The following is a 19,971-nucleotide window of genomic DNA, read 5'->3' on the forward strand; positions in this document are numbered from 1 at the left end:
TCGGGGCGGTTAAGTGTAAGGTGGCACGCTTCATGCATTTCCCCTTGCACAAGAGTCGGCGCCGATTCGGACTGGTGAAACAACCGTTCGCTAGGCATAGGCCGGCTCTCCGCCGGCGCCCGATACCGATCGGGCGCATGAAGAGTGCGCAGCGCGGGGCAGCGCACCGGAGTTAGCTTCGCTGAGGTGAAACATGATGGTGTTCGACGATTTGAGAGACAACGAGTGGGCGCTGGTTGAGGCGTTGTTCTGTGCGGAGCCGGCACGGAGCGAACGCCGTGGTCGACCACGCGTCGAAGCTCGCGCGGTAGTCAACGCCGTGTTGTGGGTTTTGTCGACGGGCGAAGGCTGGTCCAAGTTGCCGGGCCGTTACCCGTCGCCGCCGACGTGCCGTCGTCGTTTCGACGAATGGCAGGCGGACGGCACACTCGCGGAAATTGTGAAGCGTCTCGGCACGAGCGGCCGCGAGATTTCGCTGCGCGGGCGTATTGGCGCGACGGCTGCGAAGCCGCCCGCACCGCCGAGCCGCGACCGTCTGCGCGGCGCATTCTGGACCAATCCGGAATCGTGGCGCGCGCCTGTCAAGATGGCCTGATCCAGCTATTCACGCAACCGGGCGCCCTTGGGCGCCCGGCGCGTTTCTGAGGCCGGCGCCCGTTCGGCCCGATTCCCCATGATCTGAAGAGGCGTCAGTCCCGTGCGCGGGTTCGATCGCATACGCGCGGACGCTCGCTCAACGTCTCCGCTTCCTTGACGACGGCCTGATCCGTCCGTCGATTTTTCCGCTGGTTACAACGCCGGCGCGTCCGTCTTCGCGCATCGCCGCACGCGAGCGCCGACGCCCTCCCGCCCGCCTGCGTCCGCAGTCATCCGATTGGCATATCGACGGTGACGGGACGAAACATCCATTTACTTTTATTTACAGCATGCTTTCGCAGCCCGGCATACCGTATGAGTATGCAAACAAGCCCGTCCCGGCCGGCTTGTCGGGAACCGATCATGAGGCCAATGTCACTGCATGTCTGCGGCCTGCTCATGTCGCTGCTCGCCACGACTGCATTCGCGCAACAACGACCGCAAGGCTGGAACTGGCGGCCGGAGCAGCCTGCCACGCTTCAGGCGTGGCAGCAGGCGGAAGCGCGCAATCAGAATTTCACACCGCCGGCGCCACGTGGCGATCTGCGCGGCGATATCGCGAGCAACGTTCGGGCACGGCCCGACGGGCAGCGAGACGAGGCGTCGCAGCGGCGGCATGCGCCCGCACATTAAGCGCGTCGAAGCGCATGACGAGCCCGGGCGTCTCTCAAAGACATACGTGGAAGATGTGCGATATCGGGAACCACCTGCTGTGTCACCAGTCTCATCAATGCCATTAAGCACAGCGTGGCAGAAGTAATTCCGGTATGCCCGTATCCTCGCGATACGGGCTTTTTTTGTGTCGACGGCCGGTCAGGTCCGCGCAGCACGGCGCGCCGCCCGGCGCAAATCGGGCGTCATAAAGAAGTGTAAAAACGGGGAAATGGCGGCGACATGCCCTCGACGCGCCTCATGCGGCGCGTTGTCCGCGCGCTCCGTTGTTCTCACGTGCGCGCGCCCTGCGAAACACCGTCGCCTAGACGGCAGTAGCCCTCTCTCCGGCGACCGCGCCGGCGAAAACATAGTTGCGCACACGGCGCGCGTCCCAATCGAGAGAGCGCTCATCGCGCGCGAGCCGCGCAAATTCGGCGCGGCCGAGTTCGGTCAGCACCGCAATGTCCACAGGAGCATGGAAACCCGGCGCAGGAGCGACTGTCCGTTGACGAACGGTGTCCATCATGCCAAGCGAACGGAGATATTGAAAAACGCCCGGGCGCTTAGCCCACGGCACCTGACGGTATTGCGCCCGTCGCAGCGCCTCGAGTACGACTTCGTTGGAATAAGCGGTCATCTCACTTCTTTCTTAAAGTGCAGCCATGACTTATTTGTTCGCGACACAATGGCACGTCTGCTGACGTGCGCACGACGGAGGGCGAAGATTTCACGCCTTTACCGCCAATGCGGCCATTGGCCGCCGTTTATTTCGGCCCCCGTGTGAACGCCGTGCTAGCGTTCTGCTTCCAACTGGCGGCGATGCGACCCATGAAGCCGCGATAGTCCGCTCGTGGAATGTCCGAATACCATACGTTACCCCAATAAAATTGATTCTTTTAACTTTATTGCTGCTTTTTTTTGCAGCTTTTATGCTGCTGCGCAACGCCCGCACGCTGATCGGCGTGACGACCATCGTGGTTTTCTGGGCGCTCGGCGCGGGGTGGCTGGCCCAGCCCTTGCTCGATCTCGCCCAGCGCGGTGCACCGTCCGGTGGACAGACGGTTGCTCCCGCAACCTACGCCGCTCACACCGCCATCGTGATGCTCGGCACGGGTACGGTTCAACGCGACGGCAAGCTCGTTCCGCCCACGGACGGGCTCGCCCGCATCGTTAAGAGCGCCGATCTCTACGCGCGCTGCAAGCGGGTCAGTCCCGTGTGCCACGTGATCGTCAGCGGCGGCAATCCGCAGCAGCACGAAGCGACGGAAGCCGACACCTACCTGCCCTACCTGCTGCGCGAGGGGGTGCCGCGCGGCGACATCATCCTCGAAAATACCAGCATGACGACGTACGAAAACGCCCGCAACGTCGCTGCCATTCTGCCGGACAGATATTACGGTTCGTTGATGCTCGTCACATCCGCGTTTCAGATGCCGCGGGCCTTGCTCGACTTCCACCGCTTCGAGATGAATCCGCTGCCCGTCGTGTCGAACACCCGTCGCGCAACGCGCGGCCTGCTACCCCGCCGGGCGAACTTCTTCAACGCCGAGATCGCGCTGCACGAACTGATCGGCATCGCTCAGTTTCATGTCTATCGGCAGATCGGCTGGTTCTGATCCGCGCCGCGCGCGTGGCAGCTTGCTTAGCTATCCGATGGATTCGAAGGGCCCAGCCGACAACTGCGCGTCATGCACGAGCGGGAAAATCTGACTTGTCGCGACACGCGCGGCGAAGCGCATCACAATACGGCCAATGCGCGATGGCTTCTGCGGAGCGCCTTCGCGGCCGCCGCTCATGAATGTAACCAGACGTAACTGTATGTGAATTCTGTTACAGAAAACACGCTGGACTGAACATTGCTGGCTAGAATGCACTGTCGTTCCAACAGACAGGCCATACTCGGGTCCACAACCACTCTCTACGGAGGCAACGATGAAGAAAGTGTCCCTGGCAATCCTGGTTTCCCTTTCGGCACTGACGGGCGCGGCTTACGCGCAAGATCAAGGCGTGCGGATGAGTACCGATCCGGCAAAGGCCGCCGAGGTCGAGCAGCGCGCGCAAGATCTACAGGCAAAGCAGCAGGCGATGGAAAGCGCGCCGCCGGCGCAGTCGAAACATAACAAGGGCATGCATCACAAGAAGCCGGCCGCGCCGGCCCAGTAAGCGCACTGCGTTGCGCATCGGCCGACGCGCATAGGAAACATGCAGGCGCGCTTCGCGGCCGAATCACTGCGCAATGCAAAAAAGCCGAAGCCGTTCAACACGGCCTCGGCTTTTTTATTTTTGCGCCGGCGGGGGTCGATGACGGCCAGCGGGCAAATCACGCGCCGATCGCATGTCGCGAGGCGCGCATCGACGTTATGCTAAAGTCGCGCACCGAAGAATCAACCCACTTCACCCAACCCGCGTGCGCCCCTGGTGCGGAGGACAGAATGAGCAACATCCAGCTTGACATCGAATGGACTGAAGCAGCATCCCGCAAGATCGAAAAACTCATGCCGCGTGGCAATCAGGATGCGTTCCTTGCGCTGCCGCCCGTCGAATGTCTGCCGATGGAAGGCGACGTGCTGTTTCTCGGACCGGCCGGCAAGCAGCAGCCGTTCATCGTCGCGGAGCGCCAGTATCATCATGAAGGCGACGCGGACTGGACCATCATCCTGATCCTGGACGTGCCGCAAGCGACGCACTGAGCCGCACTGAGCATACCGCGCGCTTGATTGCTTGATCGCGCTTCATTGCGCTTCAATCCGAGCCCGACAGCCACGCTGCCGGGCCTTGCTGTTTCCAGCCTCGCCCGCTGCGCCTGCTAACTGTTACGCGATCTTCGACACGATGCGCAGTTCCGCCGATTCGATCCATTGCGCGGAAGCCTTTTTATACGCGTCGATATGCGCCGACTTCGCATGCGCGGCCAGCGCCTCCTCGCTTTCCCAACGCTCGAAGAACACAAAGCGGCGCGGCTCGCGCAAATCGCGATGCAAATCGTACTGCAACGCACCGCGCTCCTTGCGCGTCGGCCCGACAATACCCTCGAGCGCCGCACGCAACTGCTCTTCATGTCCCGGCTTCGCCACCGAGATCGCCACCACCGCGATTTCCGACATGCTGCACTCCAGTTCTGGAAAACCAGCAGCATAGCGCCGCTGCCACAAACGCGCCGGCAATCTGCGCCAACTTCGAGTCATAACTGCGCAGACACTTGTAGCTGTCTGTGATAACCCGAACATTCGAACCGCATACGAACTGCTAGACTGATTTCGACGAACTGAACTGCACAAAACTGAACTGCACAACTGAGCGGAGTCGCGCGTGAACGGCATCGATCCGATCGCCTTTAAGCACGACCTCCATTGCGCCGATGTTGCGCATGCCTGCCGCCGGCATGTCGCTGCACACGGGCGAGCGCCGCACGCTGCATAGGACAATCTGCCGTCATGCCAAACGTCGACGATACGACGCTCACTGGCCTTCTGCAGCATATGGTGCAGGACGAGGCCGGATGGGCCGCGCCGTGGCGAACCATTACGTTGCGCAGCGTCTTCCAGCCGGTCGTATCCGTGACGCATCAGCGCGTGGTCGGGTACGAAGCGCTGCTGCGCGCGTTCGATCCCGTCGGTCATCCGATCTCCCCTGCCGTGCTCTTCTCAGGCACCCGCTCGACGGCCGACGCGCGCGCGCTCGACCGTCTCGCCCGCTGCCTGCACGTGGCGAACTTCATGGCGCAAGGCATCGACACGGGATGGCTGTTCCTGAACACGCGCCCGCAGGTATTCGAAACGGGCTGGCCGCAGCGCCCGTTCATCGATGAACTGTCAGAGCATTTCGGACTGCCGCAGGAACGCATCGTGATCGAAGTGCTCGAGCAGCCCGCCGACGACGAATCCGCCGTCGCCAGCATGCTCGCCGCGTCGCAGCCGCGCGAATTCCTGATTGCCATCGACGACTTCGGCACCGGCTTTTCGAACTTCGATCGCGTGTGGCGCTTCCGGCCAGACATCGTGAAGCTCGACCGGTCGCTGGTGGCGCGCGCCGGCCGCCAGGACAACGACAACTCGCTGATCGGCCATCTGATCAACATGCTGCATCAGTCGGGCACGCTGGTGCTCGCCGAAGGCGTCGAGACGGAAGACGAACTGATGACGCTGATGCAGGCCGACGTCGATTTCATCCAGGGCTACTGGTTCGGCCAGCCGAAAGCATCGATACAGGCGGCGACCGCGCGCGTGCCCGAGCTGATCGAGCAGATGTGGCAACGCTTCGAAAGCTACGAGCGCTCGCATTCGCGCTATCAGCGGCCGGGCTTCGAGGGGTTTACGGAAGCCGTGCTCGCGGGCGCCGCGCTCTACATGCAGACGGGCGACCTGGACGAGGCCGCGAAGCCCGTCTTCCTGCTGCCCGACGCGCGCCGCGTGTTCGTGCTGAGCGAACGCGGCGAGCAACTGGCGCCATCGATCACCGCGAGCGGCACGCCATCGCCGCCCGCGCGGCTCGCGCCACTCTTTCCCGACACGCGCAACAACTGGTCGCGGCGCGCGTATTTCAAGCATGCGCTCGCCGCGCCGGGACGCGTCGCGATGATGGGACCGCACTGTTCGCTGATGGATGGCCAGGACTGCTACACGGCGGCTGTCACCGTCCAGCGCGACGGCACGACGCATGTGTTTTGCGTCGATTTCCTGCCGGAAGTGCTTAACGCGAGCCCCGTTTGAGGCAAAGCACGCTTGCGCGGCGCTGCTGCCACGTCTGACGCGCCCTAGTCGTGCGAGACGCGTTGCCGTCCCGATTTCACGTCACTGCGCTTCGCCTTGCCTTCGAGCCGGCGTTCCTTCGACGCGCGCGTCGGCCGCGTCGCGACGCGCGCCTTGCGGGTCACGCTGACGCTGTCGATCAGCGCGTCGAGCCGCGCCAGCGCCGCCACGCGGTTCATTTCCTGGGTTCGGTATTCCTGCGCCTTGATGATGACGATGCCGTCGCGCGTGATCCGATAGTCGCTCATCGCGAGCAGGCGCATCTTCAACACCTCGGGCAGCGACGAGGCGCGCACGTCGAAGCGCAGGTGAATCGCGCTCGATACCTTGTTGACGTTCTGCCCGCCCGCGCCCTGCGCGCGCACGGCCGTCAGTTCGATTTCGTTCGGCGGGATCGGATAGCGTGAAGTCATGTCAAAAGGTCGTACATGGAACGGGAAAGTGTAACCGGCTATTTGCCAACGCATAAGCGGTATGCGAATTGCGTGCACAAAGCGTAGCGTTTGCATTGCCTCCCGCATTGCTGACTCAACGCGCCACGCATTTGCCGTCCATCGACGATCTCGCCGATACTGAGACTTTCAGCCCGAGGGCCAATTATCGTGATGAAAATGCGCCCCGCGCAGGTGCTCGAACTCGTCGTCAATCTCGTGTTGCCGTGGGTCGCGTACCGCCTCGCGCAGCCGTACTGGGGCGACACGGGCGGATTGATTGCGTCGGCCGTGCCGCCCGTCGCGTGGAGCATCGTCGAACTCGTGCGCTTCAGACGCGCCGACGCGCTCAGCCTGACGGTGCTGCTCGGCATCGTGCTGTCGATCGGCGCGATGGCGCTGGGCGGCGACCCGCGCATGCTGCTGTTCCGCGAGTCGCTGGTGTCGGGCGCGATTGGTGTGGCGTTCCTGCTTTCGCTGCTGGTGGGCCGGCCCGCCGTGTTCTACCTGACGCGCGCGTTCGTCGCCCGCGAGATGACCAACGGCGCCGCCCATATCGACATGCTGTGGCGCGAGCGCCCGGCGTTCGCCCGGGGAATCCGGGTGCTGACGGCTACGTGGGGCCTCGGCCTCACGGGCGAAACCGCGCTGCGCGGCTGGATGGCGTGGCACTGGCCGATCGAGCGCGTGCTGGTGGTGTCGCCGTTCGTCGGCTACGGCATCTTCGGCGCGCTGATGATCTGGACGCTGTGGTATCGGCGCACGCTGCGCGACCTCGCGCAAAGCGAGGCGGAATCCGAAACGGAACCGCCGCCTAGCACGGCCGCCAACTAATTCACGTCACCCCGCACGTCCTCTCACACGTCATCCCGCATCGCTTCGACGATTCGCGCGGCAAGCCCGGAGTCGCGCTGCGTCGGCGTTGCGATCGCGCGCATCAGCACGGCCCGCGAGCCGACCACCTCGACCCGCTCGCGCGCCCGCGTGACGGCCGTATAGACGAGTTCGCGCGACAGCACCCGGCTGAACGTCGACGGCAGCATCAGCACCGCGTGTTCGAACTCCGAGCCTTGCGACTTGTGCACCGTGAGCGCGAAGGCCGTGTCGTGCGGCGGCAGCGCCGCGGGCGACACCGCGCGCAGGCTGCCGTCCGCGCTACGGAAGAACACGCGCAGCGCGCCGTCCGCGCCCGGCAGTGCGATACCGATATCGCCATTGAACAGACCCAGCGCATAGTCGTTGCGCGTGACCATGATTGGTCGGCCCGCGAACCATTGCGCGCCGACGGCCAGCGGCACGCGCGCGATGCGGCGAACCTGCGCGGCCATCGCTGTATTCATCTGCTCGACGCCGCGCGAGCCGAGTCGCGTCGCGCACAGGATGCGGAAGCGATTGAGCGCGTCGAACAGCGCCAACGCGTGCGAGGCCGCGCCTGCTGCACCGTCGGAGAGCGCCGCCGCGAGCGCGTCCGCGTAGGGCGCGAAACCGGCCGCGAGCCGCTGGATCGTGCGTTCGGCGGGCGCGGCATCGGTGTCTTCGTGAAACGCCGCGGCGCAGGGTTTGGCGGGATCGATATGCAGTACGTCGAGCGCTTCCTGCGCGGCGCCGCGCCGGATCGCGAGCGACAGCCGGCCGATCGCCGACTCCAGCCCGAAGCGATAGTTACGTTCGAGCCATACGACGCAGTCGGCGAGCGGCGCCGGCTGCGTCTCATCCGATGAAGACAACACCTCGGACGGCATGCCGAACAGGTCGTCGAAAAACGGCCGGGTTTCTTCCGACGGCGCATCGTCACGGCCCGTGGGCAACGCGTCACGCAAACGGCGTTCATCGATTCCCAGTGCCGTCGCGATCGAGCCGACGCCCTTGGCCGTGAACGCAGGTTGCGCGCTCAACTCGGCGAACACGGCGCCCGCTTCGACGGCCGCGAGTTGATCCTTGTCGCCGAGCATCACGAGATGCGTGTCAGGTGCGAGCGCATCGAACAGATGCGTCGCCATCGCGACGTCGATCATCGACGCCTCGTCGATCACGATCACGTCATACGGCAGCGGGTTGTCCCGATGATGACGGAAGCGCCCGTTCGGCCCGGTGCCCAACAACCGATGCAACGTGAACGAGGTTTGCGGCAAACGCGCCGCGAGTTCCTGCGGCAACGAACTGGCGCGCGCGAGCAGCGCCTCCTGCATCCGTTGCGCGGCCTTGCCCGTTGGCGCGGCGAGCGCGATGCGCAAGTCCGCGCGCGCATCCAGCAGACAGGCGAGCACGCCAACGACGGTCGTCGTCTTGCCCGTGCCCGGACCGCCGCTGACGATCGTCAGCCGCCCGGACAGCGCCATCACGGCAGCCACGCGCTGCCAGTCGATCTGATCGTCCTGCGGTTCGCCGAAATAACGCAGCAGCCTGTCGCGCAAACCTTGAGATGACATCTCCGCCGACACGGCATCTTGATCCGCGCCTCGTGCGTGTCCGACGAGCGACTGCGCAAGCCGTCTTTCATAATCGTAGTAACGCGCGAGATAAAGCCGCCCTTGCCCATCGACGACGAGCGGGCGCAACGCATGCGCCGGCTGCACGCCGTCGCTTGCGACACCGCTCGCGAGTAATGCGTCACGCACTTGCGCGACCTCGGCGTCGTAGCGCTTCGCGAGTTCGTCGAGCGGCACGCACACGTGTCCTTCCGATGTCGCGCGGCTCGCCGCAAACGCGCCGCGCGCGGCCCAGCGCACGGCGTCTGCGGATGCGCCGCCACGTTGCGCAAGCGCGCTCACGCGCCGCGCGAAGCCTTCGGCGAGCGCCGTGCTGAAATCCGCGGGCGCGGGGACATTGACCTCGACATCGGGCAACGGCTGATCGAACGTGCTCATTGCGCGCCTCCGTCCATCAATACATCGAGCGCCACGACGAGCGCGTAGTCCGGCCGCCGCGCATGCACGCCCGCCGCATGTTCGCCGTGTTGCCAGCCGGGCCGCACGCCGCGCACGAACAGATACAGATAGCCGCCAATGTGCCTGTCATAGTCATAGTCCGCGAGTCTCAGCCGCAGATAGCGATGCAGCGCGACGACATAAAGCAGCGCCTGCAGGTGATACGCGTGGCTCGCCATCGCTTCGTCGAGCGGCGCGGCGGCGTAGTCGTCGGGTGTGTCGCCGAGATGATTCGACTTCCAGTCGATCACCCAGAAGCGCCCGTCGTGCTCGACGATCATGTCGATGAAACCTTTGACGAAGCCGCGCAGCGCGCCCTGCTCCAGCGCGACGTCGGGAAAACCCTGCGCGGCGAGCAGCGCGCGCAACGCGGGAAAGTCCAGCGATGCCGCCGAGAACAGAAACTCCATCTCGTTGAGCCGGCGCTTCGGATCGAGCGCCGCGAGCGTCATGCCAGGCACGAGTTCCGTGCTGACGACATCGCCAAGCAGGCGGTGCATCATCGCGGGCAGACGTTGCGCGAGTTCAGGCTCGGCGGGCGCTGGCCGCTCGTGCAGCGCGCGTTCGATTGCGTGCGGCCACGTACTGCGGTCGGCGAAATCCGCGAGTTCGAACATGCGGTGCAGACACTCGCCCGCCGCCGGGCCGCGCGGAAAGGTGAGGATGTCGTCGGGCGCGAGCTCGACGGGCGCCGTGACCACATCGAAAAGAGCCGCGCTCGACTCGCCGCTGGCCACGTCCGCCAGTTCGTCGTGATCCGGACGTGCTTCTTCGCTTACCGCTGACGCATCGTCGGTCCGCGAGCCCGCCGCGATCAGAGAACTGAAGCTCGCCATGCGCCACGTGTCGCGCAATGCGCGCTGGTTCATGCGGGCGCGCATGCGAGCGCCGCTGTCGGCCAGGCTTTCCAGCGGCACCCGACGCGTAACGGACGGCAGATCCGCGATGGCCACAGGGTCGCCTGCCAGCGCCTCCCAATGCTGATAGACCGAGTCGTCATCGAGCGGCTTTGCGAGCCATTCATCGAAATCGCGCGCTTTGCCCGCAACGAGCCAGTTCAACACGCTGCGCGCCGATTCCTTCGTCGATCTCGACGCCAGATACGCGCCCGCCACCAGGTAACAGCGATACACGGCGCGCGTCAGCGCGACGTAGATCAGCCGCGCGCGCTCGGCCGCCTGTTCGCGCATCGCCTGGCGGTTTGCGTGATCCGCCTGCTCTTCGTCGCTGCCGTAGTGAAGCACGGCCGCACCATCGTCATCGTGATATTCGAGCGCGTCAGGCAGGACAGTCGCATACGGCTCGCGCAGGCGGCCGTCATTGAGGAACGGACAGAACACCACCGCGTATTCGAGGCCCTTCGACTTGTGCACGGTGACGATCTGCACGAGGTTGCGGTCCGACTCGAGCCGCAGCTGCGCTTCTTCGCCGCCCCGCCCGCTTTCCGCACGTTGCGCGGCGAGCCAGCGCAAAGTCGGCGCGATGCCCGGCTGCGTCGCGGCGCGCGCCTGCACGAGTTCGGCCAGATGGTTGACGTTGGTCAGGCGCCGCTCGCCTTCCGCGCCTTCTACGAGCCGCTGCGCGACGCGCAGTTCGCGCATCAGCGTGCGCCACATGACGGCGAAGCCGCGCTCGTGCCACAGCATCCGGTAACGCGAGAAGCGCTCGACCCAGCTCATTGCATCGACAGAGTGCGCGGCGTCGCCCGATATGGACGAAGCGTCGTCGATCTGTTCGAGCCGCCACAGCGTTGCGGCATCGAGACCGAACCAGTCGGTCGCGAGCGCCGCGCGCAACCGACGCAGATCGCCTGGCGTATCGACGGCGGCCAGCACGCGCTCAATCTGCTCGGAATCGAGCGATTCGAACACGGATGCCTGCGCCAGCTCGACGCTGCCCACGCCCCACGCGGACAACACGCGTTTGATCAGGCTGCCCTGCTTGTGCGTCTGCACGAGCACGGCGATATTGCCGGGCGCGAGCGGCTTGTCGCCGATCATCACGCTGCCGTCGCGCGCGCCGCGCAACAGACGCACGATCTCCGCCGCGCACGCCTCGCTCGCCGCGCGCTGCGCGTCTCGCTTGGTCAGCACCGCGTCGCCTTGCGGCAATGTCCACACGCGGAAGTCGCCATCCGCCGCGCCGTTGCGGTCGATGAGCGGCGGCCGCTGCCGCTCGCCTGCCCGCACAGGTTGATAGTCGAGCCCTTCGAGCACGAACGCCCGCGCGTTCGCTTCGAAAATGCGGTTGCACGCCTCGACGATGGGTGCCGTCGAACGCTGATTGACGGCGAGCGTGTAACGCGCCGACGCCTGCGCGCGCGCCGCGAGATAGGTGTGCAGATCAGCCGCGCGGAAACTGTAGATAGCCTGCTTCGGATCGCCGACGAGAAAGAGCGGACCCTTCGGCGCGAAGACGCGATTGAAAATCGCGAACTGCAGCGGGTCGGTATCCTGGAACTCGTCGATCAGCGCAGCGGGATAGCGCTTGCGTAACGCGTCCGCGAGCCACACGTGACTGGCGAGCGCGCGATACAGGTTCGAAAGCAGATCGTCGAACGACACGACGCGGCGCGTGCGCTTTCTTGCCGTCAGTTCGTGCGGCGCATAGTCGAGCCACTTCTGCACCAGACCTAGCCAGCGCGCGCGCTGCGCGGCTTCCGCCGCGAGCGAGGCGGCGGCGAGTTCGTCGGCCGCAATGAAGAACGCATGCGCGGGCGGCTCGAAATTCTTCTTCGTGCCTTTCGTCAACGCGGTGGCCGTCAGTTTCAGCGCTACTTTCGGCGGCGCCGCGTGACAGTCGTCCTGTGCGAAATAGTCGCTCCACGCGCTGATCGCGGAGCTCACCGTTTCGGCTTTGTGCGAGGTCTTGCTCAGACGCTCCTGCGCTTGTTCGAGCAGGCGCACGATATTGTCGCGCTCGGCATGCCACATCTCGCAGGCTTCGTCGAAGCGCGCCTGCATATCGTTCGGCGCACCTTCGGCTCCGCCGACATCGCCCCAGCGCAACTGCGCAAGCGGCTTCTTCAGCCGCCGCGCAAGCTGTTCATCGAGCGACGCGGGACCCGCGCCCTTCTCGACCAGCCACGCCGCGAACGACCGATGCGCCCCCGCAACGGGTTCGACCTGCTCGCGCCAGAAGTCCGCGGCCAGCTCGAAACGCAACGCGGCATCGTCCGCTTCCATCTCGAACGCGAACGGCATCGCGGCGGCAAATGGCGCTTCCTGCAACGCGCGCTGACAGAACGCGTGGATCGTGTGGATGGCTGCCTGATCGAACGTCCGCAACGCACGGCGCACCGTTTTCGCGGCGGCTTCGAGGTCGATGCCGCGTTCTTCGGAAAGCGTCGTTTCGAACAGCCGAACGATGAACGGATCGCCGCCATCGTCGCCCGTTTCGATCGCGCGCTGCACTTCGGCGAGACGCCCGCGTATGCGTTCATGCAGCTCCGCCGTCGCGGCTTTCGTAAATGTCACGACGAGAATCTGATCGGCGCTCAGATTCTTCTCAAGCAACAGCCGCACATAGAGCGCGCAGATGTTCCATGTCTTGCCCGTTCCCGCCGAGGCCTCGATCTGATTGACGCCGTCGAGATCGCACGCGAACACATCGAGTTCCTGCGCCGCGGGCGCATGCATCCATGCCGTACCGCTCATGATGCGCTCCTCAGATGTGCGACCAGCGGCTTGAAAACGATCGCGGCCAGTGTGCCGAACGGTTCGTCGAGCGTTAGCGGCGCGCCGCGAAACGCGATGCGTAACGCGGCGTCATCGGACTCGCCCCGCACGCGCTCGCTGATCCACGCGCCTTGCGCGGCGGAATCGCCGTCACTGACCTTCGCCCATGCGCTCTTCGGGAAAAAGCGCAGCGGAAACGCGCGCCCTGCGCTGAACAACGCGGCAAGCGGCGCCAGTTGATCCAAAGGCTTTTCAACAGGCCCAAGCTCGAACGACTCGCCGCTCGCATGCCATACCGTGCGACGCGGACCGTCGGGCAGCGCCGCGCAATAGACGAGATGCGACAGCCACGCGGACAGATAATCGCGCGCCGTGGGCCGCGCGTAACGGAACACGACCTGCCCCGTCGGCGTCAGCAGATTGAGCGTGCCTTGCAGTTGCAATGGACCTTCCGATGTTTTGCGCAACGCCGTTTCGTAAGGGCCAAAGAGCGCGATGTCGCCGGTGTCGGGCCAGCGCGCGTGGATGTCGAGCGAAAACGGCAGGCGCGTGACGCCCGACGCCACTTCGCGCCGCACGCGGTCGGCAAGGCCGCGCAACGCCGATAGCTCGCGCGTACGCCATACCGCGCCCGTCGCGCCGCCCGGCAACTCGGGGCTCGCTTCCGCGACGCGCTGCACGCGCTCGAAGGCTTCGCTGTCGAAGCCCGTATCGAGCAGCGCAGGCAGCAGACGCTCGGCCAATGCATCGCGGCCCGCGAAGTCGAGTTCGAACGGCTCCATATCGAGAAGCTCGCCCTGTGCATCGGAAAGCACGATGCCAAGCCGGTCGCGCAGCAATGCACGCGCGGGATGCCGCCAGAAGCGCTGGAAGTCGTCGAAGGGCACAGGCTCGTTCGGCACAGCGGGCAGCGGCGCATCGAAGAATGGCGCGGGCGCCTCGCGTGACGGCGCGGCGAGCAACGCGGCCAGTTCCGCGCGGTCGGTGTCGTACGTGAACAGGCCGCTCTTCGCGTTGAAGTAATCGGAAGCAAACGGCTGCAACGGATGCTCGACGATGAATGCGCGCCGTGCCACGTCCAGCTCGGCAGGCGACGCATCCTCCGCGGATGAAACACGCGCGAGGTGATCGAGCAGTTCGTCGACAAGCGCGGCAGGCGGCAACGGCGCGTTGTCGCGGATGCTGCGCCCCGTGTACGCGATCAGCAGACGGTCTTGCGCGGCAAGCAGCAGATCGAGGAACAGATTGCGCTCGTCGTCGCGCCGCTGGCGGTCGCCCGCCTTGCCGAACTCCGCCATCAGATCGAACTCGTCGGCGCGCGCGAGGCTCGGCAGCACGCCGTCGTCCATGCCGAGCATGCAGACGATTCTGAACGGCAAGCCACGCAGGCTCGTCAGCGACGAGAACGTGACGCTGCCCCACGGCACGCCGCCGCGCGCCGGGTCGTCGAGCGCTTCGGACAGCGACGTACGCACCACGGCCGCTGGCAATGGAGTGTCGCCCGCGCCCGCGCGCATGGCTTCGCTCATGGCATCGACGGCGTCGCGCACGGTGGCCAGGCTGTCCGCGAAGTCGACGCCTCCGTCGAAACAGCGGCCCAGCACTTCGAGCAGCAATTGCGTCCATTCGACGGGCGTCATGTCGTCAGAGCAACGACGCGCGAACGCATCGACATCGTCGACGAAGCTCGCGAGGCGCCCGAGCAGTTCCGCATCCGAGCCGTCAGCGCCTTCGACGGGCAGCCATGCATCTACCGGCTGACCGCCTTCGGGCATCGCGTAGCCGAGAAAGAGGCGCGTGAGCGCATCGGCGAAGGTGTGGCGCGCGACGGGTATCGCGCTGTCGGCGGGCGGCACGGGTGCGAGACCGCGCCGCGCACCGGCTGCCGCGAGCCATTCCTGAATGTCTTCGAGCGCCGCCGCGTCGATGCCGTAGCGCGCGGCGATCGCGTCGACACGCAGCCATTCGATCAACTCCGGCGCGCCGACATTGCGCTCGGGCAACGCGAGCCAGTCGAGCAGCACGCGCGCCACGGGATTCGCCTGCGAAGGCGGCAAACCGGTAATGCGATACGGAATGCGGCGCGTGTCGCCCGAGGGCGCGGTGCCGAACACGGCGTCGATCAGCGGGCCGGCCGCGCCGAGATCAGGCAACGTGACGAGCACATCGGAAGGCTGCAGATCGTCGAACTCGTCGAACCAGCCCAGCAGGCGGTCGTGCAGCACTTCGAGCTGGCGCGCGAGGCTATGGCACACATGCACTTCGATGCCGCGTTCTTCGGGCTGCGCGTCGAGATCGCGCTCGTCGCGCAGATCGAGCATGCCGTTCTGCACGGCGGCGAGCCATGTCGGCGCGGCGTTTTCGGCGAAGTACGAGGCCTCGGCCGAGGCCGCGCTTTCCGTCAGCTCGTGCAGCATGTGAAGCTGCGCCTGCGTCTGGCGTGCCCATTCGGCGAGCAGCGGATGGCCGACTTCCTGATAGTCGAGCTGGCCCGCCGCATCGAGCGCTTCGACGCGCCCCACGCTGACGATGTCGAACCAGAACTCGCGGCACGGGTTCATCGCGTACACACGCACATCGATCCAGCGCGACAGCTCGCGCAGCAACGCGATATGCAAAGGCGGCATGGTCGGCAGCGCGAACACGCTGACGGACTCGGGCCACTCGGCTCGCGCGATCGCGTCGAGATCGAGCGAGCGCACTTCGTCGAGAAAGCGATAGGCAGGCGGCGTGGCGGCGTCCGCGGAATGCGCGTCGCCTGCGACCTCGCCGAGCAGCGTGCGCCACAACGCGCCCTGCCAGCGCTCGTCCTCTCGCGCCGCGGCGCTCGCGCCCGTCAGGCGCGGGCCGGAGTCGTCCGCTGCGCCGCTTGCGAAGATCGAACCGCCCTTCTGCCATTGCAACAGCCATTCGGGACGATAGGTCAGATAGTGGTCGAGCACCGTTGCGACACGGCGCGCGAGCTCATAGCGCATCGGCGCATCGGCAGCATCGAGGTAACTGCGCAGACGCGGCGACGCGTTCCACGGCCGCGCTTCATCGGCATCGCCGAGCAGACGGTAGCAGCGCCACACGAGCCGGTCCGGCGAGAAAGGCGAACTCTTCGGCACGTCTTTGATGACGCCGCCGATCTGCGTCCACAGCCATTGGGCAAGGTAACTGAACTGAATGTTGGCGCACACGCCTTGACGCGCGGCGATATCGAGTTCCAGCCGCCGCCGCACGGCCGCGCTCGGCACGATCACAGGTTGCGCCGTCCACGGACTGGAAGGCGTGGCACCTAGTCCGTCGAGCAGCGCGCCGACGAGCACATCGTACCGGTTCGAATAGAAAAGCTGGAGCATGGATTGGCTTGAAACAGGCGGCGCCGCGCTGATGCACGGGCCGTGTGAAGAAACGATGCGACAGCATAGCAAACGCATTCGCAGACACGAAACCTGGCCATCCGGCAGATGGTCCGGGCGGGGCCAAATCAGTTAGACTCGACGGCAGTTCGAGCTGGCGACAGGCCCAGAATGTTGGCCCCGGCTGCATCATCAACATACAGACACGAGACACCAGGCGGTCGATGCGCTATTCAGTCGAAATCAAGAAGTTTCTGTATAGCCAGTACTTCTATGGCGGCTTGCGCATCGCAGTGGGCGTGTCGCTGCCCGCCGTCCTTTGCCTGATCGTGTTTCACAACCGCGAGCTAGGCTTCACGATCGCCACGGGCGCGCTCGGCGCGTGTGCCGTCGACATGCCCGGTCCGCTCAAGTACAAGCACAACGAAATGCTCGCGTGCAGCGTGATCGGCTTTCTCGCCGCGCTCGCCACCGGGCTTGCGACCGTCAATCCCGTCGCGCTGTGGTGCACCGTCGTGCCGCTCACGTTCGTGCTGTCGCTGATCGTCGTCTACGGCAACCGCTGGCCGCAGATCAGCTTCGCGACGCTCTTCATGATGGTCGTCACGCTCGAAGAGCACTTCACGCCGATGCAGGCGCTCATCAACGCGTCGTGGATACTCGTGGGCGGACTGTGGTTCACGTACTGGTCGACCTTCGTGAGCCGCTGGATGATGTACCGGATCGAGCAGCAGGCGCTCGCCGAAAGCGTATTCGCGCTCGCCGACTATCTGCTCGCGCGCGCGGACTTCTTCGACCTCGACAACGATCTCGACGAGTGCTACCGCAACCTCGTCGCAAAGCAGATTGCGGCCGTGGCGATGCAGGACGCCGCGCGCGACATCGTGCTGCGCAATCTGCCCAAGCTGAAGAGCGGCCGCTTGCAGCCACGCCGCGCGACGCTCTTCAACCTGTTCATTCATACCGTCGATCTGCACGAGCAGTTCGTCGGCGCACATACCGACTACCCGCTGGTGCGCAATACGTTCGGCGGTTCGGACCTTCTGATCTTTTATCGTGACCTGATTCGCAAGGCGGCCGCGGACCTCGAGGACATCGGCCTCGCCGTGCTGCAGAACGAGCCGCCGCGCGCGCGGATCAACGTGAAGGCGGAGTTGCGCGCGATCGAATTCGAAATCGACCTGATGCGCAAGCAGGACTTGCCGAAGAAGAATCCGGAAGCCTACTCGACCGTCTCGGCTTCGTTCAGACGCGTCTGGAGCGCGACGCGCCTGATCGACCGGATGCGCAAGAACCTTGCGAACGAAGAAAGCACGAAGGAAACCGATCTGCGCATCGACCAGGCGCTCACGCGCTTCGTGTCGAGCCGCCGCGTGCCGTTCGGCTCGATCTTCTCGAACCTGACGATGGCGTCGCCCAGCTTCCGGCATGCGTTGCGCATGACGATCGCCGTCGCGATCGGCTTCTGGCTCGGGCGCCTGTTGCCGCTCACCAATGCCTACTGGATCGTGATGACGACCGTCATCATTCTGAAACCCGGTTATTCGCTGACCAAGCAGCGCAATGGACAACGTATCGTCGGCACGCTGATCGGCTGCGCGGCGAGCATCGCGCTCATCATGAGCGTAAAGGAACCGCATATCCTCATCATCGTGATGTTCGCGTGCATGGTGATGAGCTACAGCCTGCTGCTGTTCAATTACACGGCGAGTGTCGTGTTCACGTCGTCTTATGTGCTGCTGATGTTCCATCTGCTCGCGCCCGGCAGCCTGCATATCATCGGCGAGCGCGCGATCGACACGGTCGTCGGCTGCGCGATCGCGATTGCCGCGAGCCATCTGTTCCCGTACTGGGAATATCGGCTGATGGGCAAGCTCGTCAACGACATGATCGCCGCGATGCGCAGCTATCTGGAAGCAAGCTGGTGGTGGGGAGACAAGCCGGTCGCTGCCGTCATCACGCCCTCCGCGCTAACTGAAGCGGCTGCGCTGGCGCCCGCCGTGGCCATCGCGGAAATTGCCGCGAGCGGCGCTAGCGGAATCATGGAAATGTCCGGCAACCCGGCTGCTTCGGGATCGAATGCGTCGGGATCGGCCGCCGCATCTGCTGGTTCGCCGGGTGCTGCAGCCAAAACATCCGCCCCTACGCCCGCCGCCGCTGCCGCCGCGAGCGCGCTCGATCGCGACTATCGCTACCGGCTCGCGCGCAAGAACGTACATGTCGCGTTCGCCAATCTCGGCCAGGCGTTTCAACGGATGATGCTCGAGCCCAAGTCCGCCCAGAAGTTCGTACCGGAACTGAACGACCTGCTCGTGCGCTCTCACGTGCTCGCGTCGCAGATCACGGCGGTGGCGCCGTTGCTGCGCACGTCGTCCCAACAGATGGGCGGGCCGTCGCATCAGCCGCTGCAACGTGCACTGACGGTGATACGCGACAACCTTGCGAAAGCCGAGGAAGGCGACCCGCCTCCCGCAGATCAAGCGGACATTTCAAAGCAGTTGACGCGTGAACTCGATGCGATGGTGATCGAAGCGGAACGCTCGCCCGACTACACGCCGGATGCCGTGCACGATCTGAAACTGCTCGCGCATCAGTGCAAGCAGATGCTTGCCGCGTCGTTTCAGATCCGCAAGGATGCGGGCGTGATCCGCTTGCCCGAGAACTAGCTGAGAGGGCCGCGCTTACTGCGACGCACCCTTTGCCGCATTCACGGCCGTCGCAGCAGCGGATGCTGCTGACGCCGTCGAATCGGTGGGATTATCGCGGTCGTATTCGCGCTTTTCGGAGATCGCGTTGTAGAGAATCGTCGCGATCACCAGCAACACGACAACGACGATAAACACTGCGATGCCAAGCGTCGGGTTTTTCTTCTTGCGCGGATCGTTCATGTGTCGGGCTCTGCTGGCAGGTGGATGCGGCAAAGCGGGCATTCTACGCCGAAGCACCTTGCGCAAGGCTTGCAGACGGGCATGCCGGTGCGCTCATGGAGCAACCTCGCGACAACCCGAAGCAGACCGGCAAAGCTAGCGCCCTTCAGCGACCACGGACGCCCGCACCGGCAACGCCGTCGAATACTTGATCTGCTCCATCGCGAAGCTGGAACTCACGTCGTAGAGCGGCACGGCGCGGATCAGTTGCTTGTAGACACGGTCGTAATCGTCGATATCCGAGACGACCACGCGCAGCAGATAGTCGGTCTCGCCGCTCATCCGGTAGACCTCGACCACTTCGGGAATGTCCTGCACCGCGCGCGTGAAGTCCTGCGCCCAGGCTTCCGTATGCTGGTTCGTGCGCACGGCGACGAACACCGTCGTGCCGACGCCGAGTTTGCGCGGATCGCACAGCGCGACCTGCGCGCGGATCACCCCCGCTTCCTTGAGCCGTTGCACGCGCTTCCAGCATGGCGTTTGCGACAGGTTCACCCGCGCCGCGAGTTCCGCGATCGGCATCGTCGCGTCTTCCTGCAGGAGTTCGAGCAGCCGCCGATCAATGATGTCCATTCCCATCTTTCCACCCAGATAGAAAATTATTCTATTTCTCGTCAAGACGAGGGA

Annotated in this window: 15 protein-coding genes and 1 pseudogene; 8 read left to right on the plus strand and 8 right to left on the minus strand. The window is 64.9% G+C overall.

Translation table 11 applies throughout. The annotated features are described in order from the left end of the window. Positions 1-196: 196 nt before the first annotated feature. Together C2L64_RS10140 and C2L64_RS10145 are read left to right on the plus strand one after the other, a co-directional pair. Positions 197-592 (plus strand): annotated as a pseudogene (locus C2L64_RS10140) (transposase); the annotation flags it as partial. Between the two features lie 407 nt (positions 593-999). Next, positions 1,000-1,269 (plus strand): hypothetical protein, encoded by a 270-nt coding sequence (locus tag C2L64_RS10145; RefSeq protein ID WP_090838205.1) that lies wholly within the window; start codon positions 1,000-1,002, stop codon positions 1,267-1,269. Between the two features lie 343 nt (positions 1,270-1,612). Here C2L64_RS10145 and C2L64_RS10150 read toward each other — a convergent pair whose 3' ends face one another. After that, positions 1,613-1,927 carry a hypothetical protein gene (locus C2L64_RS10150; RefSeq protein ID WP_007588507.1) on the minus strand — a complete coding sequence of 105 codons (315 nt, stop codon included), beginning with the start codon at positions 1,925-1,927 and terminating at the stop codon, positions 1,613-1,615. A 292-nt stretch (positions 1,928-2,219) separates the two neighbouring features. Here C2L64_RS10150 and C2L64_RS10155 point away from each other — a divergent pair, with 292 nt between their 5' ends. The 3 genes from C2L64_RS10155 (at position 2,220) to C2L64_RS10165 (ending at position 3,980) form a co-directional block, all read left to right on the plus strand. Next, positions 2,220-2,906 (plus strand): YdcF family protein, encoded by a 687-nt coding sequence (locus tag C2L64_RS10155; protein ID WP_090838203.1) that lies wholly within the window; start codon positions 2,220-2,222, stop codon positions 2,904-2,906. A gap of 316 nt (positions 2,907-3,222) precedes the next feature. Next, a complete protein-coding gene (locus tag C2L64_RS10160) occupies positions 3,223-3,453 on the plus strand; it encodes a hypothetical protein (RefSeq protein WP_007588496.1) in 231 nt (76 codons plus the stop codon). Positions 3,454-3,722: 269 nt separating this feature from the next. Beyond that, positions 3,723-3,980 (plus strand): hypothetical protein, encoded by a 258-nt coding sequence (locus C2L64_RS10165; RefSeq protein WP_007588495.1) that lies wholly within the window; start codon positions 3,723-3,725, stop codon positions 3,978-3,980. Between the two features lie 123 nt (positions 3,981-4,103). Here C2L64_RS10165 and C2L64_RS10170 read toward each other — a convergent pair whose 3' ends face one another. After that, positions 4,104-4,394 (minus strand): putative quinol monooxygenase, encoded by a 291-nt coding sequence (locus C2L64_RS10170; RefSeq protein ID WP_007588494.1) that lies wholly within the window; start codon positions 4,392-4,394, stop codon positions 4,104-4,106. A gap of 330 nt (positions 4,395-4,724) precedes the next feature. Here C2L64_RS10170 and C2L64_RS10175 point away from each other — a divergent pair, with 330 nt between their 5' ends. Next, positions 4,725-5,999, plus strand: coding sequence for an EAL domain-containing protein (locus C2L64_RS10175; protein ID WP_007588493.1), 1,275 nt, complete (start codon positions 4,725-4,727; stop codon positions 5,997-5,999). A 44-nt stretch (positions 6,000-6,043) separates the two neighbouring features. Here C2L64_RS10175 and arfB read toward each other — a convergent pair whose 3' ends face one another. Beyond that, positions 6,044-6,451, minus strand: a complete 408-nt coding sequence (gene arfB, locus C2L64_RS10180; RefSeq protein ID WP_007588492.1) for an alternative ribosome rescue aminoacyl-tRNA hydrolase ArfB — start codon at positions 6,449-6,451, stop codon at positions 6,044-6,046. Between the two features lie 192 nt (positions 6,452-6,643). Between arfB and C2L64_RS10185 the strand changes: the two genes are divergently transcribed. Next, a complete protein-coding gene (locus C2L64_RS10185) occupies positions 6,644-7,303 on the plus strand; it encodes a VC0807 family protein (protein WP_090838201.1) in 660 nt (219 codons plus the stop codon). Between the two features lie 23 nt (positions 7,304-7,326). Here the strand turns inward: C2L64_RS10185 and recD are convergent, their stop codons facing one another. From recD to recC, 3 genes are read right to left on the minus strand one after another with little or no spacing between them, the layout of a single operon-like run. Continuing rightward, complete coding sequence (recD, locus tag C2L64_RS10190) at positions 7,327-9,336, minus strand: exodeoxyribonuclease V subunit alpha (protein WP_090838200.1); 2,010 nt, start codon at positions 9,334-9,336, stop codon at positions 7,327-7,329. Then, positions 9,333-13,052, minus strand: a complete 3,720-nt coding sequence (gene recB, locus C2L64_RS10195; RefSeq protein WP_090838198.1) for an exodeoxyribonuclease V subunit beta — start codon at positions 13,050-13,052, stop codon at positions 9,333-9,335. Before recB ends, recD begins: the two co-directional genes overlap by 4 nt. Next, positions 13,049-16,417: an exodeoxyribonuclease V subunit gamma gene (gene recC, locus C2L64_RS10200; protein ID WP_090838196.1), complete on the minus strand. Its 3,369-nt coding sequence runs from the start codon at positions 16,415-16,417 to the stop codon at positions 13,049-13,051. The genes recB and recC overlap by 4 nt, the downstream gene beginning before the upstream one ends. A gap of 224 nt (positions 16,418-16,641) precedes the next feature. Between recC and C2L64_RS10205 the strand changes: the two genes are divergently transcribed. Continuing rightward, the gene (locus tag C2L64_RS10205; protein ID WP_090838195.1) at positions 16,642-19,083 is read left to right on the plus strand and encodes an FUSC family protein; all 2,442 of its coding nucleotides are present in this window, start codon (positions 16,642-16,644) and stop codon (positions 19,081-19,083) included. Positions 19,084-19,098: 15 nt separating this feature from the next. Here C2L64_RS10205 and C2L64_RS10210 read toward each other — a convergent pair whose 3' ends face one another. Further along, positions 19,099-19,305: a hypothetical protein gene (locus C2L64_RS10210; protein WP_090838191.1), complete on the minus strand. Its 207-nt coding sequence runs from the start codon at positions 19,303-19,305 to the stop codon at positions 19,099-19,101. Between the two features lie 135 nt (positions 19,306-19,440). Next, on the minus strand, positions 19,441-19,923 hold the full coding sequence (locus tag C2L64_RS10215; protein ID WP_007740526.1) for an Lrp/AsnC family transcriptional regulator: 483 nt from the start codon (positions 19,921-19,923) through the stop codon (positions 19,441-19,443). Positions 19,924-19,971: the final 48 nt, after the last annotated feature.

The organism is Paraburkholderia hospita, assembly GCF_002902965.1.
GTDB classification, from domain to species: domain Bacteria; phylum Pseudomonadota; class Gammaproteobacteria; order Burkholderiales; family Burkholderiaceae; genus Paraburkholderia; species Paraburkholderia hospita.

Coding starts and splice junctions, on each gene's coding strand:
- arfB (WP_007588492.1), bottom strand. CDS start 6,451: ATGACTTCACGCTATCCGATCCCGCCGAACGAAATCGAACTGACGGCC.
- C2L64_RS10210 (WP_090838191.1), bottom strand. CDS start 19,305: ATGAACGATCCGCGCAAGAAGAAAAACCCGACGCTTGGCATCGCAGTG.
- C2L64_RS10165 (WP_007588495.1), top strand. CDS start 3,723: ATGAGCAACATCCAGCTTGACATCGAATGGACTGAAGCAGCATCCCGC.
- C2L64_RS10185 (WP_090838201.1), top strand. CDS start 6,644: ATGAAAATGCGCCCCGCGCAGGTGCTCGAACTCGTCGTCAATCTCGTG.
- C2L64_RS10205 (WP_090838195.1), top strand. CDS start 16,642: ATGCGCTATTCAGTCGAAATCAAGAAGTTTCTGTATAGCCAGTACTTC.
- C2L64_RS10175 (WP_007588493.1), top strand. CDS start 4,725: ATGCCAAACGTCGACGATACGACGCTCACTGGCCTTCTGCAGCATATG.
- recC (WP_090838196.1), bottom strand. CDS start 16,417: ATGCTCCAGCTTTTCTATTCGAACCGGTACGATGTGCTCGTCGGCGCG.
- C2L64_RS10145 (WP_090838205.1), top strand. CDS start 1,000: ATGAGGCCAATGTCACTGCATGTCTGCGGCCTGCTCATGTCGCTGCTC.
- C2L64_RS10150 (WP_007588507.1), bottom strand. CDS start 1,927: ATGACCGCTTATTCCAACGAAGTCGTACTCGAGGCGCTGCGACGGGCG.
- recD (WP_090838200.1), bottom strand. CDS start 9,336: ATGAGCACGTTCGATCAGCCGTTGCCCGATGTCGAGGTCAATGTCCCC.
- recB (WP_090838198.1), bottom strand. CDS start 13,052: ATGAGCGGTACGGCATGGATGCATGCGCCCGCGGCGCAGGAACTCGAT.
- C2L64_RS10155 (WP_090838203.1), top strand. CDS start 2,220: ATGCTGCTGCGCAACGCCCGCACGCTGATCGGCGTGACGACCATCGTG.
- C2L64_RS10170 (WP_007588494.1), bottom strand. CDS start 4,394: ATGTCGGAAATCGCGGTGGTGGCGATCTCGGTGGCGAAGCCGGGACAT.
- C2L64_RS10160 (WP_007588496.1), top strand. CDS start 3,223: ATGAAGAAAGTGTCCCTGGCAATCCTGGTTTCCCTTTCGGCACTGACG.
- C2L64_RS10215 (WP_007740526.1), bottom strand. CDS start 19,923: ATGGGAATGGACATCATTGATCGGCGGCTGCTCGAACTCCTGCAGGAA.